General features: G+C 73.1%; 11 protein-coding genes. 6 read left to right on the forward strand and 5 right to left on the reverse strand.

From position 1 onward, the window contains the following. The first annotated feature begins 33 nt into the window (after positions 1-33). The 3 genes from EXU48_RS11265 to EXU48_RS11275 all read left to right on the forward strand — a co-directional run bounded on the left by EXU48_RS11265 (position 34) and on the right by EXU48_RS11275 (position 3567). Positions 34-612 (forward strand): hypothetical protein, encoded by a 579-nt coding sequence (locus EXU48_RS11265; RefSeq protein WP_133107756.1) that lies wholly within the window; start codon positions 34-36, stop codon positions 610-612. A gap of 71 nt (positions 613-683) precedes the next feature. Then, positions 684-1718, forward strand: coding sequence for a glutathione S-transferase family protein (locus EXU48_RS11270; protein ID WP_133107757.1), 1035 nt, complete (start codon positions 684-686; stop codon positions 1716-1718). 181 nt (positions 1719-1899) lie between these two features. After that, the gene (locus EXU48_RS11275) at positions 1900-3567 is read left to right on the forward strand and encodes an ABC-F family ATP-binding cassette domain-containing protein (protein ID WP_133107758.1); all 1668 of its coding nucleotides are present in this window, start codon (positions 1900-1902) and stop codon (positions 3565-3567) included. A gap of 233 nt (positions 3568-3800) precedes the next feature. On the opposite strand, the gene EXU48_RS11280 is transcribed toward EXU48_RS11275, so the two are convergent. Next, entirely contained in the window at positions 3801-5003 is a 1203-nt protein-coding gene (locus EXU48_RS11280) for an MFS transporter (protein ID WP_328591642.1), read from the reverse strand. 143 nt (positions 5004-5146) lie between these two features. After that, a complete protein-coding gene (locus tag EXU48_RS11285) occupies positions 5147-5908 on the reverse strand; it encodes a hypothetical protein (RefSeq protein WP_133107760.1) in 762 nt (253 codons plus the stop codon). Positions 5909-6076: 168 nt separating this feature from the next. On the opposite strand from EXU48_RS11285, the gene EXU48_RS11290 reads away from it, so the two are divergent. Continuing rightward, the gene (locus EXU48_RS11290; RefSeq protein WP_133107761.1) at positions 6077-7987 is read left to right on the forward strand and encodes a sensor histidine kinase; all 1911 of its coding nucleotides are present in this window, start codon (positions 6077-6079) and stop codon (positions 7985-7987) included. Beyond that, on the forward strand, positions 7984-8655 hold the full coding sequence (locus EXU48_RS11295) for a response regulator (protein ID WP_207947697.1): 672 nt from the start codon (positions 7984-7986) through the stop codon (positions 8653-8655). Before EXU48_RS11290 ends, EXU48_RS11295 begins: the two co-directional genes overlap by 4 nt. 181 nt (positions 8656-8836) lie before the next feature. Here EXU48_RS11295 and EXU48_RS11300 read toward each other — a convergent pair whose 3' ends face one another. The 3 genes from EXU48_RS11300 to EXU48_RS11310 are packed head-to-tail and all read right to left on the reverse strand — an operon-like array spanning position 8837 to position 11664. Next, complete coding sequence (locus EXU48_RS11300; RefSeq protein WP_133107762.1) at positions 8837-10126, reverse strand: MFS transporter; 1290 nt, start codon at positions 10124-10126, stop codon at positions 8837-8839. Then, complete coding sequence (locus EXU48_RS11305; RefSeq protein ID WP_133107763.1) at positions 10123-10707, reverse strand: ArsR/SmtB family transcription factor; 585 nt, start codon at positions 10705-10707, stop codon at positions 10123-10125. Before EXU48_RS11305 ends, EXU48_RS11300 begins: the two co-directional genes overlap by 4 nt. Positions 10708-10761: 54 nt before the next feature. Then, positions 10762-11664: a LysR substrate-binding domain-containing protein gene (locus EXU48_RS11310; RefSeq protein ID WP_133107764.1), complete on the reverse strand. Its 903-nt coding sequence runs from the start codon at positions 11662-11664 to the stop codon at positions 10762-10764. Positions 11665-11804: 140 nt separating this feature from the next. Here EXU48_RS11310 and EXU48_RS11315 point away from each other — a divergent pair, with 140 nt between their 5' ends. Next, positions 11805-12812, forward strand: a complete 1008-nt coding sequence (locus EXU48_RS11315; protein ID WP_235856973.1) for a YeiH family protein — start codon at positions 11805-11807, stop codon at positions 12810-12812. Positions 12813-12815: the final 3 nt, after the last annotated feature.

A 12815-nucleotide genomic window follows, 5' to 3' on the forward strand; every position in this document is an offset into this window, starting at 1 on the left:
GTTGATATGACTATCCGATCAAGGAGGTGCGTGATGGGACTTGCCGCAACCACCCGGCGACTCGACGCTGAGCGCGCCCGTGCACACCGTGACCTGCGCACCGCCGTGGCGCAGGCACTCCGCGACGGCATGACCCAACGGACCGCTGCCGCGCAACTGGGCCGCACCCAGGCTGAGGTCAACCGCCTCGCACGCGAGTCCCCGGCCCGCACGCCGACCGGTGAGCGGCGCCGATGGATGACCGCCCGCGACGCCCGCGAGGCCGCGACCCGCGAGCTCCGCGACGGCGACGAGGACTTCGCCCTGCGAGTGATTCTGCAAGCCCGCGATGACCTGCGCCGTCTGTCCGACCCGGACGACATCGCCGAGTGGGCAGTCACCCCGCTCCCGATCCCCGACCCACGGTTCGACGCCTTCCTCGGGGCGATGGCTGCACGCGGGCTGGCCGAGCACGACCCCTCCGCGCCAGGCTGGGCACGAACAGAACCACTACCTGAGCCTTGGTACCCGGCAGAGCTCGCCTCGCTGCGCCGCCGAGCGGACCGCGAAGCGCCAGCTGACCTGCGCCGTCTGGGGATCATGCTCACCGAGAACGACCTCGTCACGGCATGACACCGAGGGAAGTGTTCAGCACCGCCGGCTCACGTAGTTCCGCGCGCCTAGACGAGCCTAGAGTGACCACCATGAGCGAGCATCAGCAGGGCTCCTATGTGCTGCCCGGCCAGGAGTACACGCGCGACACCACCTACATCGAGACCCGGATCACCACTGACGGCCGCGACGGCTACCCGGTCGAGGCCGGGCGGTATCGGCTCGTGGTGGCCCGGGCCTGTCCGTGGGCGAACCGGGCGATCATCGTGCGCCGCCTGCTCGGCCTCGAGGACGCGCTGTCCATGGGCATGTGCGGGCCCACCCACGATGTCCGGTCCTGGACGTTCGACCTCGATCCCGGCGGGGTGGACCCGGTGCTCGGCATCGAGCGGTTGCAGGAGGCGTACTTCAGGCGCACCCCGGACTACCCGCGCGGCATCACCGTGCCCGCGATCGTGGACATCCCGACCGGCGCGGTGGTCACGAACGACTTCGCGCAGATGACCCTGGACCTTTCCACCGAATGGTCCGCGTTCCACCGCGAGGGCGCCCCGGACCTCTACCCCGAGCAGCTGCGGGAGGAGATCGACGAGGTCGCCCTGGCCGTCTACAAGGACGTGAACAACGGGGTGTACCGGTGCGGGTTCGCCGGGTCGCAACGCTCCTACGAGTTCGCCTTCGACCGCCTGTTCGCACGGCTGGACTGGCTCAGCGAGCGGCTCGCCGGCCAGCGCTACTTGGTGGGCGACACGATCACCGAGGCGGACGTGCGGCTGTTCACCACCCTGGCCCGGTTCGACCCCGTCTACCACGGTCACTTCAAGACGAACCGGTCCAAGCTGTCCGAGATGCCGGTGCTGTGGGCCTACGCCCGGGACCTGTTCCAGACCCCAGGGTTCGGCGACACCATCGACTTCGCCCAGATCAAGGAGCACTACTACGTGGTGCACAAGGACGTGAACCCGAGCCGGATCGTGCCCAAGGGCCCGGACCTGGCGAACTGGCTCACACCGCACCACCGCGAGGAGCTCGGTGGCCGGCCGTTCGGCGACGGCACCCCGCCGCCGCCCCCGCGACCGGGCGAGGTCGTCCCGGAGGGCGCGACGCCGCTACGGGTCGGCCACTGAACGCACCCTGCACAATCAGCCACGATCGCGTACAAGAGTGAACGATCGTGTCTTCGTCGTAGTCGTAGGTGGTGGCTGGGCACTGGACCGACAGCCCTGTCCTGGCGTCCTGGGTCGACCGAGTGGCCAACAGCAGATATCCGTTCGGCCGGTACCGTCCCGTCCGCATACCCTGGCGCTCATGTCTGCCACGCTCCAGGTGCTCGGGTTCGGCGCCGCCCACGGCGCCCGCCAACTGTTCACCGACCTCACGTTCGCGATCGCACCCGGTGACGTGTGGGGGCTGGTCGGGGCGAACGGGGCGGGCAAGTCGACGCTGCTCGCCGCGCTCGCGGCCCGGTCCGAAGGAGCCGCCGACGGCGGTGCGGAGCTGACCGGGCGGGCCGTGCTCGCTCCCCCGCATGCGACCGTCGGGTACCTCGCGCAGGAACCGGAGCGGCTGCCCGGTGAGGACGTGCTGGCCTTCCTGCGCCGGCGCACCGGCGTGGACCGGGCCGGGGTGGTCATGGACGCCGCGGCGCAGTCGATGGCGGACCGGCCCGACGACGGCGCCGCGGCCGAGGCCTATAGCCTCGCCCTGGAGCGGTGGCTGGGTCTGGGCGGCGCGGACCTGGACGAACGGGTGCCCGGCGTCGCCGCGGACATCGGTCTGGCGGTCGGCCTCGACGCGCCGATGACCTCGCTCTCCGGCGGCGAGGCGGCCCGGGTGGGCCTGGCCGCACTGCTGCTCCAGCGCTACGACATCCTGCTGCTGGACGAGCCGACCAACGACCTGGATCTGGCCGGCCTGGACCGGCTGGAGCAGTTCGTGCGGGGTGCCCGCGCGCCGATGGTGATCGTCTCCCACGACCGTGAGTTCCTGGCCCGCACGGTGACCGGGATCATCGAGCTCGACCTGGCCCAGCGGCAGGTCAGCGTGTACGAGGGCGGCTACGAGGCGTTCCTGCACGAGCGGGAGGTGGCCCGGGTACGGGCGCGGGAGGCCTACGAGGAGTACGCCGACACCCTCGGCTCGCTCAGGTCCCGCGCCCAGACCCAGAAGACCTGGGTGGACAAGGGCGTCCGGAACGCCCGCAAGAAGGCCAAGGACGGGGACAAGCACATCATCAACGCAGCCGTCGCCCGGACGGAGAAGCAGGCCGCGAAGGTGAGTCAGACCGAGCGGGCGATCGAGCGTCTCGAAGCCGTCGAGGAACCCCGCAAGGAGTGGCAGCTGCAGATGTCCATCGCCGCGGCGACCCGCTCCGGGAGCGTCGTGGCCACCCTCGATGGGGCCGTCGTACGCCGGGGTGACTTCACCCTGGGCCCGGTCACCGCGCAGGTCGATGCCGGCGACCGGATCGTGATCACCGGCGCGAACGGCTCCGGCAAGACCACGCTGCTCGGCCTGCTGCTCGGGCGGATCCCGCCCGAGCAGGGGCGCGCGGCCCTGGGTTCCGGGGTGGAGATCGGCGAGGTGGACCAGGCCCGTGCCCTGTTCGACGAGCCCGACCCGGTGCCGGTGGTGTTCGGTCGGCTGGTGCCGGACTGGCCGGAGGCGGAGGTGCGCACCCTGCTCGCGAAGTTCGGCCTGGGCGGGGAGCACGTGCGACGCCCGGCCGCGTCCCTGTCCCCCGGTGAACGCACCCGGGCCGCGCTGGCGCTCCTGCAGGCGCGCGGGGTGAACCTGCTGGTCCTGGACGAACCGACGAACCACCTGGACCTGCCCGCGATCGAGCAGCTCGAGCAGGCCGTGGAGTCGTTCGGCGGGACCGTGCTGCTGGTCACCCACGACCGGCGGATGCTGGCCCAGGTGCGGGCGACCCGGCGCTGGCGGTTGGACGCGGGTCGGCTGACCGAGGTCGACTGACCTGCCAGGATCGTGCGGTGACACGGTCACCGAGGCCGGTCCGGCGGCTGCCGTCGCCCCGACGGCGTCGGCGTGGGAGGCGCCATCGACGCGGCCGGTCGGCCTGTACGCGCGCCGTCTCGGCGCCGAGTACGAGTTCACGGCGAAAGCGGGGGCGGGGCTGCTCCGCGCCCACGGGCCCGTGCCACCGCGCCCGCAGTGGCGCCCGGACGGGTGAACATGGGTTCTCGACGTCACTCCCGCGCAGGTGGAGGTATTTCTGGTCCCTGAGCCGGCGGCAGCCACCGGGCGGCCACTACGGCCGTGATCACGCCGGGGATCGCCAGCAGGGCCATCACGGTCACGATCGACCACCACGCCGACCCGAGCGCCACGAGCGCGAACACGGCAAGCGAGAACACCTCGCTGCCGAGGCCGCTGACCGAGGTCACCGTGGCGCGAGCCGCACCTGAGATCGACTCCTGCAGGCGGGCCTCCCCGATCAGGAACGCGTTGTTGACGGCGCCGATGCCGAGGGCGATCGCCACGAATCCGGCCGGGGCGCCGACGATGGCGCCGACCCCGACCAGGGCCGCGCCGACCCCGTACAGCCAGGCTATCCGGCGTGGGCTCCACCGGGAGGTCCGCCCGGCGAGCGCGGTGCCGAGCGCCTGGCCGGCCACGATGACCGCGAGCAGCATCGGGATCCGGTCCGCGGCGACGCCGTGCTCGGCGAGCACCAGCGGGAAGTACTCGTCGTAGGCGGTCAGGCCGAGCATCGCGGCCGCGAGGATCGCGACCCGGCGCACCCGTGGCACCCCGGCGGCCTCCCGCAGCCCGGACCGGAGCATGCTCAGGTACTCGCCGAAGGCGGCGGTGCCCGACGGCGGTTGCTCGCTCGCGTGATCGGCGTCACCGTCGGCGTCGGCCGGGTCGGCGTCACCGCCCGCTGTGGCCGGGTCGGCCGCGGCCGCTCGCGAGGACGGCAGGGCCGCCGCCACGGCCGTGTGCAGGAGGGCCATCGCGACGCTCACGGTGCCGACCATCGGGAACCCGCCGGCCGTCATCAGGAGCCCGGCGGACGCCGTCGCCGCGAGCATGGCGAGCATGGCGACGGTCTGCGCCCGGCCCTTGACCGCGGCGTAGCGGTGCGCCGCCCCAGCCGTGCTCAGGTGGTCGAACAGCAGCGCCTCGAAGGTGCCGGACATCAGCGCCGAGGACACGCCCCAGCACACGAAGCCGATCAGGTAGCCCGGGTAGGCGGGCCAGAGCAACCACATACCGAACGCGAGCGCGTACAGCAGCCCGCTGAGCACCAGCAGGGCGCGTCGGTCGATCGTGTCCGCCCAGGCGCCGGAGGGCACCTCGGCGACGAACGCCGTCAGCGACCACACGACGAACAGCGACGAGATCTGCGCGGCCGACAGTCCGCCGTCGGACATCGCCAGGGCGTACACCGCGTAGAACGGGATCGCCTCCCGGGTGGCCAGGAAGGCGACCGCCCGGATCGTCAGGGAGCGGACGGTGAGTTACGGCTGGGCGGCGGGATAGCGCATCGTGCGACAGTACCCCGCCCCCGGTCGGGTACGGAAGGGCATTCTCACAGGGCCAGCGACACCGCGGCCACCACCGCGTACGCCGCGACCGCACCGGTGATCACGGCCACCGAGCGCCACCCCTGCCGCCCTGTGGCCGCGATCGCGGCACCGGAGGCGAGTGTCAGCCCGAGGTTGGAGAAGCTGACCACGTCGTCCTCGAGGGGATTCTCGACGAGGCTGCCGGTGACCCTCCAGACGATCGCCCCGATCGCCAGCGCGGCGCCGGCGACGGCGAGCGCGAACAGCCCGGCCCGGAGCGCGCCGTGCGGCCACGAGTCCGGTGCGCCCGCATGGCCGCCGCGGAGCACGTCCCGGCGCTGCGGGTGCAGGAACACGAACGGGACCGCGGTGAGCGCGACGGTGAGCGCCCCCTGGAGCAGGGCGCCGCCGAACCCGGTGTGCTGCTGCAGCAGGACCGAGGCGATGCTGGAGACGCCGACGACGGTGAGCAGGACCCCGACCCAGGCGACCAGGGCGGAGCGCCGGAGCGGCTTCCACGCCGCGACCAGGGCGCCGATGCCGATCGCGGCCAGGGTCGCCGCCGCCGCGGTGTCCGCCCAGGCGTGCAGCTCGGGGGTGCGGGTCCAGCCGTGATCGACGTCGTCGGGCAGCAGCAGCCACGGGGTGAGCAACCACCGGTAGGTGCCGAAGAGGACCAGGTAGGTCGCCGCGACGAGCACGGCGACGATCCGGAACGGGATCGCTCGGCTCGTCCTGGTCGTGGTCGGGGACGTGGGGGCGGTGGCGGACGAGGTCGCGGCCATCGTGGTTCTCCTCTCGGTGGGCCCCGGGTCGGGACCGGTGCCGATACCCTCGGGCGCCCGCGTGGGCGCCGGGTAGGGCCCCCCGTCCCGCCGACCCGGGCACATTGCCCGGCCACCCGGGACATCGAAACCTGGGCGGGCCCGCCGCCCCTTCGGGACAATGTCGCCATGGTGGTGGGCAGGTGGGTCGAGCGCCGCCTCGGCGGACAGGTCGGCACTGGGTGGCACCGCGGCCTGGCGGGGGCACTGGTGGCCGCCGCGGTCGCCGCGTCGGTGCGGGCCGGCCTGGCTGAGTGGCGCTGGTACGCCGACGAGCCGACGGGCGTGGCGCTGGTGCTGATGGCGCTGGCCGGACTGGCCTGGGCGCTGGCCGGAGCCGTGCTCGCGTGGCTGCGGCCCACGAATGTGGTCGGTTGGCTGATGCTCGTGGTCGGCACGCTCACCCAGGTCAGCGTCGGCAACAACGGCGAGGCGCGGCTGGCTCAGCAGATCGAGGACCCGACGCTGGCGGGGCGGCCGCTCGACCTCACGATCAGCGTGATCGGCGGGCTGCTCATCCTGGCGATGCTCGGCCTGCTGCCGCTGCTGTATCCGTCCGGGCGGCTGGCGGGCCGGACCGACCGGGTGCTCGCCGCCCTCGTGGTCGCCGGTGCCGCGGCGTTCGAGGTGCAGGTGCTGGCCGCCGAGCTCGACCCGTCGCTGGCCCGGGCGTTCGGCGACGACGCCCCGAACGCGTCGGCCGGGTCGGCGCTCGTGGTCTGGGTCCCGCTGGTCGTGTTCGCCCTCGCGTGCGCGGCGGGCTGGGTCAGCGCCGTGGTGCGGCTGGTCCGCTCGCCGGCACCGGAGCGCCAGCAACTGACCCTGCTGCTCACGGCGGTCGTGGTGGCGCTCGTGACCACGCCGTTCGCAGGCCCCTGGGGGCAGGTGGTCGGGCTGTACCTGCTGCCGGTCGCGGTGGCCGTCGGGATCCTGCGCTACCGGCTGCTGGACATCGAGGTGACGCGACCCGCGGACCCGGTTGCGGCGGTCTCGCACCTGGGCAGCGTGCTCGCGAACAGCGACCCCGCCCACCTGCTCGACGCCGCCGTCGGCAGCATCCACCGCTCGCTGCGGCCGAGCGAGCTGCGGCTCACCGACCGGGCGGGCACCGTCATCGCGAGCGTCGGTTCCCCGGCCGGGACCGCACCGGGCGCCGCCGATCCCACTGATGCCCCCGATCCCGCGTGGCTGGCGGTCCCGCTGGTCGTCAGCGGGGAGGACGTGGGGCACCTGCGCGTGGCCACCTACCCGGGCGGGTCCTGGTCCCGGCGCCGGCGCCGGCTGGCCGGCGCCCTGGCCCCGCAGCTCGCGGTGGCCGTGCGCGCCGTCGAACTCGGTGAGGACCTGCAGCACCAGCGCGACGCCGTCGTCGAGGCCCGTCGGGAGGAGCGGGAGCGGCTGCGGCACGACCTCCACGACGGCCTCGGGCCGGCGCTGACCGGGATCGGGCTGGGTCTGCAGGCGGTGCAGGGCGCGCTGGCCCGTGGCGACGTGACCCGCGCCGACGAGCTCACCGACGTGCTGCGCGGGCAGACGGCGAACACCGTGGTGGAGGTCCGGCGGATCATCGAGGACCTGCGCCCCGCGGCGCTGTCGACCGACGGCCTCGCCGGTGCCCTCCCGGGCGCGGTCGCGGCGCTCGCCCGCACCGTGCCGATCCGGGTCGAGGTCGGCGACCTCCCAGCCCTGCCGGCGCCGGTCGAGGACGCCGTGTTCCGGGTCGCCCTCGAGGCCGTGACGAACCTGGAGCGACACTCCGCGGCCCGGTCGGCCTCGCTGGCGGTGTGGGCCGAGGCCGGGGATGTGCACCTCATGGTCGGCGACGACGGTCGCGGCCTGGCCGCCGACGCCGCACCGGGCGTCGGGCTCGGCTCGATGCGCCGGCGCGCCGACGCCGTCGGCGCGCGGTTCGCGATCGAGTCCTCGACGGCGGGAACCACCGTCACGATGTCGGTGCCGCTCGGGCGTCGGGCGGGTTCGGGCACGGCGACGACCGCCGCCGAACTGGCGCCGACCGCCGTCGGGCCGGCGACGCCGTGACCGCCGCCCCGGTGCGGGTGGTCCTCGCCGACGACCACCCGATGTTCCGGTTCGGCCTCACCGCGGCCCTGACCGACGTCGCCGGGATCGACCTCCTCGAGCAGGCGAGCGACGCGGCCGAGCTGCTCTCCGCCGTCAGGCGGCTCCGACCGCAGGTGGCCCTGACCGACCTGAGCATGCCCGGCCCCGGCGGGCCCGCGATGATCGGGGCGCTGCGCGCCGCCGCGCCGGCCACGGCCGTGCTCGTGCTGACCATGCACGATGATGACGACTCCGTGCTCGCCGCGCTGCGCGCCGGAGCCGCCGGGTACCTCCTCAAGGGCGCCGAGCGGGACGAGATCGTGCGGGCGATCCTGACCGTCGCCGACGGCGGGGCGGTCTACGGCGGCCGGGTGGCCCGGCGGGTCGCCGAACTCCTCGCCGCCGGCCCGGCCGACCCGGCGGACTCAGCCGCCCGGGCCTTCCCGGGCCTCACCCCACGCGAGGAGAGCGTCCTGACGCTCGTGGCCCAGGGACTCGGCAACCACGAGATCGCCCGCCGGCTCGGCCTGTCGGAGAAGACCGTCCGCAACAACCTCGCCACCGTGCTGGCCAAGCTCCACCTGCGGGATCGGGCCGCCGCCGTGGCGCACGCGCGCGACGCGGGCCTGGGCGCCGGACCGAGGTGAGAAGCAGGAGCACTGGAGGCTCAGCGTCGGGGGCAGGTGCACCTCTGGTCGTCGGGGACTCCGTTCAGGGCCTCCTCGACGTGGTCACCGCACCCGGCCCAGGTGGTCTTCTGACAGGTGGCGCAGGGTACGCGGTAGCACATCGGGTGAACTCCAGTTCGGGGACGAATCCGTGCCGATCCTACGCGGCGAGCCCGGGCAGCTCGTCCGGGCCAGCCGGCTCGGGGCTCGGGTCGGAGGGGTCGGTGGTCGCGTCCGTGGTGGCGATCTCGGTCGGGCCGGAGGTGCGCCCCAGCACCAGTACCGCTGCGCAGCCGAGCAGCACCACGCCGGCGCTGACCATCACGAGGCGGTAGTCCACCACGGTGATCAGCGCGGCCCCGGCCGCGATCGACGCCAACTGCGGCAGCGTCATGGCCAGGTTGGTCGCGGCCGCGGTGCGGCCCTGCAGCCGCGGCGGGGTGAGCCGCTGCCGGGTGGTGATGAGCGCGACGACCAGCCAGGGCACACAAATCCCGGAGATCGCGATCGCGACGACCGCGACCGGCAGCAGCGGGACCGGCAGCAGGTCCGCGGCGAGCCCGCAGGCGGCCAGGCCGAGCCCGAGCAGGGCCACGCCCACGGTGCGGGCCGGGCCGAGCCGGCGCAACGCCGTCGCCGAGGTCAGGCCACCCACGATCGCGGCGCCGCCCTGGATGCTCATCAGCACGCCGAAGAATGCGGCCTCCATGCCCAGGCCCTTCTCCACCACCTCGAACAGGGCGCTCTCGAACACGCCGAGCACCCCGAAGGCGACGGCGGTGACGAGCACGATCCGAGCGAGCAACGGGACGCTCGCCACATGCCGGAAGCCGGCGGCGGCCTCCGCCCAGAACCCGGCGCGGTCCTCGGCCGGTTCCGGCGTGGACTCGACGACGCGGACGGTGAGCAGGGCGAGCGCGGTCAGCACCAGGATCGCGGCCACCCCCAGTCCGAGCGCTCCGCCGCCCCAGAGGACATAGAGCCCGGCGCCGATCGCCGGGGTGATGATCCGCAGGCCCTGGTCGATCGTGGACAGCAGCGCGTTCGCGTTGTCGAGGTGTTCATCCGGGAGCAGGTCGCGCAGCAGCCCCGACTGGGCGGACCCGTTCAGGATCCCGAGCGCGCCGTACGCGAACGCGACCAGGTACAGCATCCAGAGGTCACCCGGACCGTTGACGAGCACGAGAGACGCGGCGACCACAGCACCGGCAAGGTTAGCCACGATCAGGAGCGAACGCCGTCGGACCCGGTCGGCGAGCAGGCCGAGCAGGGGCGCCGCGAGGGCCGGTGCCCCGAGCGCCAGGAACACCAGTCCGGCCGCTCCGGAGCTTCCCGAGATGTCCTTCGCCCAGACGGCGAGGGTGAGGAAGAGTGCACTGTCGGCGAGGTTGCCGATGGTCCAGGCTCCGAGCAGACGGCGGAACGTGGCGATGCGCAGAACGTCCTTCATGATGCTTCTCCGTCGTCGGTCTCGGTCGGCTGCCCGGGCTCGGGCACCAGGTAACTCGTGGCGAAGACCCGGACGAGTTCACCGCCCTCGGGGCGTGTCTCCGGGTTCTCCCAGCGGGGCACGTAGCGCATGATGATCTCGCCGATCTCGTCACCGATCGCCCGGGCCTCCTCCGCGGTGACGTAGATGGTGGCGCCGGACTGGAAGAGCTTGCCGCGCCAGGCCTCCGGGGCGGTCGCGTGCTGCGCGGCCTTGATCCGGGAGGTCTCCCACTCCACGAACGTGGCCCCGAGGGCGCGGCTTGCGGCCTCGGCCTCCTCGTCCGGCCCGTAGTCGTCCCAGCTCTGCTCGATGTCGAGCACCCGCCACGGGCGGTTCCGGCCGGTGTGCCCCGGCGCCCGCTCGATATAGCCGAACTCCGCCAGGGTGCGCAGGTGGAACGAGCAGTTCGACGGCGTCGAGCCGGTGAACGCCGCGAGCTCGGTCGCGGTGGCCTCGCCCTCGATGGCGAGCCGTTCGAGCAGCGCGAAACGCAGCGGGTGCGCGAGGGCTCGCATCGCCCGGGGATCCTCGATCTTCATGCCGAGGACTCTAGACTTGAAAGTGTTCTTTCGCAAGAGTCCTTTCAGATCGGATCAGCGTCGTCCGAGAACGACGGCGAGAAGATCGTCGATCACGGCCGACGGGCGCCATCCTCGGCGCCAGACCGCGTGCAGCGTCCGGGTCAGGTCCACACCGACCACCGGGACCGAGACGAGTCGTCGGTCGCGCAACTCCGCGGCCACCGCGAGTTCACTGATCACGGCCGGGTACGCACCGGATGCGACCATCACCTTGACCGCGGCGTTGGAGTCGAGTTCCACGCCGGGGTCGAGTTCGCGACCGAGCGCCCAGCCGAGTGCATCCCGCGTGCCTGAGCCGGCCTCGCGCGAGGCCAGGCGAAGCTCCGCCAGTTCCTCGGCGTCGACCGGCCGGCGTCGCCGTGTGAGCGGGTGGCCGGGCGCGACGACCAGCACCAGTCGGTCGGCACCCACTCGTCGTCGGACCAGGTCCGTCGGCACCGTAGGCCCCTCGACGAATCCGAGGTCGATCTCTCGCCCGCGGAGCGCCGCGATCACATCCCGGGAGTTCGCCACCCGCAGGCGCACCCGGGCGTCGGGCTCCAGCGCCCGGAACCGCGCCAACCAGGTCGGCACCAGGTATTCAGCGACGGTCTGGCTGGCCGCGATGCTCACGTCGCCCTCGGTCTCGGCCGCCAGCGCCCGCGCCCCGGTGATGAGCACACCCGCTGCCTCCACGACGCCTCGCGCCCAGCCGGTCACCATCCGGCCGTGCTCGGTGAGCTCGGCTCCCCGGCTGCGCCGGTCGAGTAGTTCCAGGCCGAGCCGACGCTCGAGGTGCCTGATCCGGTTGCTCGCCGAGGGCTGGGAGATCCGCTCGACGCGGGCGGCAGCGGAGATGCTGCCGTGGTCGGCGACGAGCACCAGGAGCCGCAATGCATCGAGGGTGACGCCGACGGGCGCGGTCGCGAGCATCATGACTCCTTTCCTCGGCCATAGCCTATGACTATAGATATCTCCAGAGCCGGTAGCTACCGCATCACGGTGGAGCGCAGCAGGCTGGTGCGGTGCCGCCCTCCCCCACGTCGTCGCCTCCTCGCCGATGGCAACGCTCCCGTGTGCCGGGCCTGGTCCTGAGCGCGACGATCGCGACGGCCGCGACCGCCGTCGGGCAGTTCGCGCCGCTGCTCGGCGGCCCTGTGGTCGCGGTTCTGATCGGCGGGTTCGTGGGCGCATGTGTACCGCGGGTCGCCCACCATCCGGCGGTCGGGCCGGGACTGACGACGGCGGGTCGAGTCCTCCTGCAGTGCGCGGTAGTGCTCCTCGGCGCACAACTCTCCATCCGACAGGTCCTCGAGGTCGGGGTGGAAGCGCTGCCGGTGATGATCGGTACCCTCGTCGCCGCGCTCGTCGGCGCGGCGTTCCTCGGCCGGCTACTGCGCGTCGATTCCGACCTGCGCACCCTCATCGGAGTCGGCACCGCGATCTGCGGCGCGTCCGCGATCGCCGCGGTGACCCCGGTGCTGCGACCGGCAGGCACGAAGGTCGCCTATGCGCTGTCCACCGTGTTCGTGTTCAACATCGCCGCGGTGCTGGTTCTCCCGCCGCTCGGGCACCTCCTGGGCATGAGTCCGGCGGACTTCGGGCTGCTCGCCGGCACTGCGGTGAACGACATGTCGTCGGTGGTAGCCGCGGCCACGAGCTTCGGCGACGACGCCGCGGACACCGCCGTGGTGGTCAAACTGACCCGAACCCTCGCGATCATCCCCATCGTGGCGGGCGTGGCCGCGCTGGTCGCCAGACGGGACCGCCGTCACGCCGCTTCGAAAGACCCGCGCGATCCGGCGCCGCCTTCGCTGTGGCGCCTGGTGCCGTGGTTCCTGGTGGGCTTCCTGGCCATCGCAGGACTCAATGGACTGGGCGTGATCCCGGCGGCCGCGCAACCGCCGATCGCGACCATCGCCACCTTCCTGATCACGATGGCCATGGCGGCCATCGGCCTGGGAACCGACCTGCCTGCACTGCGCCGAGCCGGGGCCAGCCCGCTGCTCCTCGGCGGCCTCCTGTGGCTCATCGTGATGGGCACGAGCCTCGCCCTGCAGATTGCCCTGGTCGCGCCCGCCTGAGCC

Origin of the sequence: Occultella glacieicola, from assembly GCF_004353825.1 — a bacterium.
Classification (GTDB): domain Bacteria; phylum Actinomycetota; class Actinomycetes; order Actinomycetales; family Beutenbergiaceae; genus Occultella; species Occultella glacieicola.

What these genes read in the sequence shown, in the direction of transcription:
- EXU48_RS11265 (WP_133107756.1), top strand. Translation starts at nt 34, where the DNA reads ATGGGACTTGCCGCAACCACCCGGCGACTCGACGCTGAGCGCGCCCGT.
- EXU48_RS11270 (WP_133107757.1), top strand. Translation starts at nt 684, where the DNA reads ATGAGCGAGCATCAGCAGGGCTCCTATGTGCTGCCCGGCCAGGAGTAC.
- EXU48_RS11275 (WP_133107758.1), top strand. Translation starts at nt 1,900, where the DNA reads ATGTCTGCCACGCTCCAGGTGCTCGGGTTCGGCGCCGCCCACGGCGCC.
- EXU48_RS11285 (WP_133107760.1), bottom strand. Translation starts at nt 5,908, where the DNA reads ATGGCCGCGACCTCGTCCGCCACCGCCCCCACGTCCCCGACCACGACC.
- EXU48_RS11290 (WP_133107761.1), top strand. Translation starts at nt 6,077, where the DNA reads ATGGTGGTGGGCAGGTGGGTCGAGCGCCGCCTCGGCGGACAGGTCGGC.
- EXU48_RS11300 (WP_133107762.1), bottom strand. Translation starts at nt 10,126, where the DNA reads ATGAAGGACGTTCTGCGCATCGCCACGTTCCGCCGTCTGCTCGGAGCC.
- EXU48_RS11305 (WP_133107763.1), bottom strand. Translation starts at nt 10,707, where the DNA reads ATGAAGATCGAGGATCCCCGGGCGATGCGAGCCCTCGCGCACCCGCTG.
- EXU48_RS11310 (WP_133107764.1), bottom strand. Translation starts at nt 11,664, where the DNA reads ATGATGCTCGCGACCGCGCCCGTCGGCGTCACCCTCGATGCATTGCGG.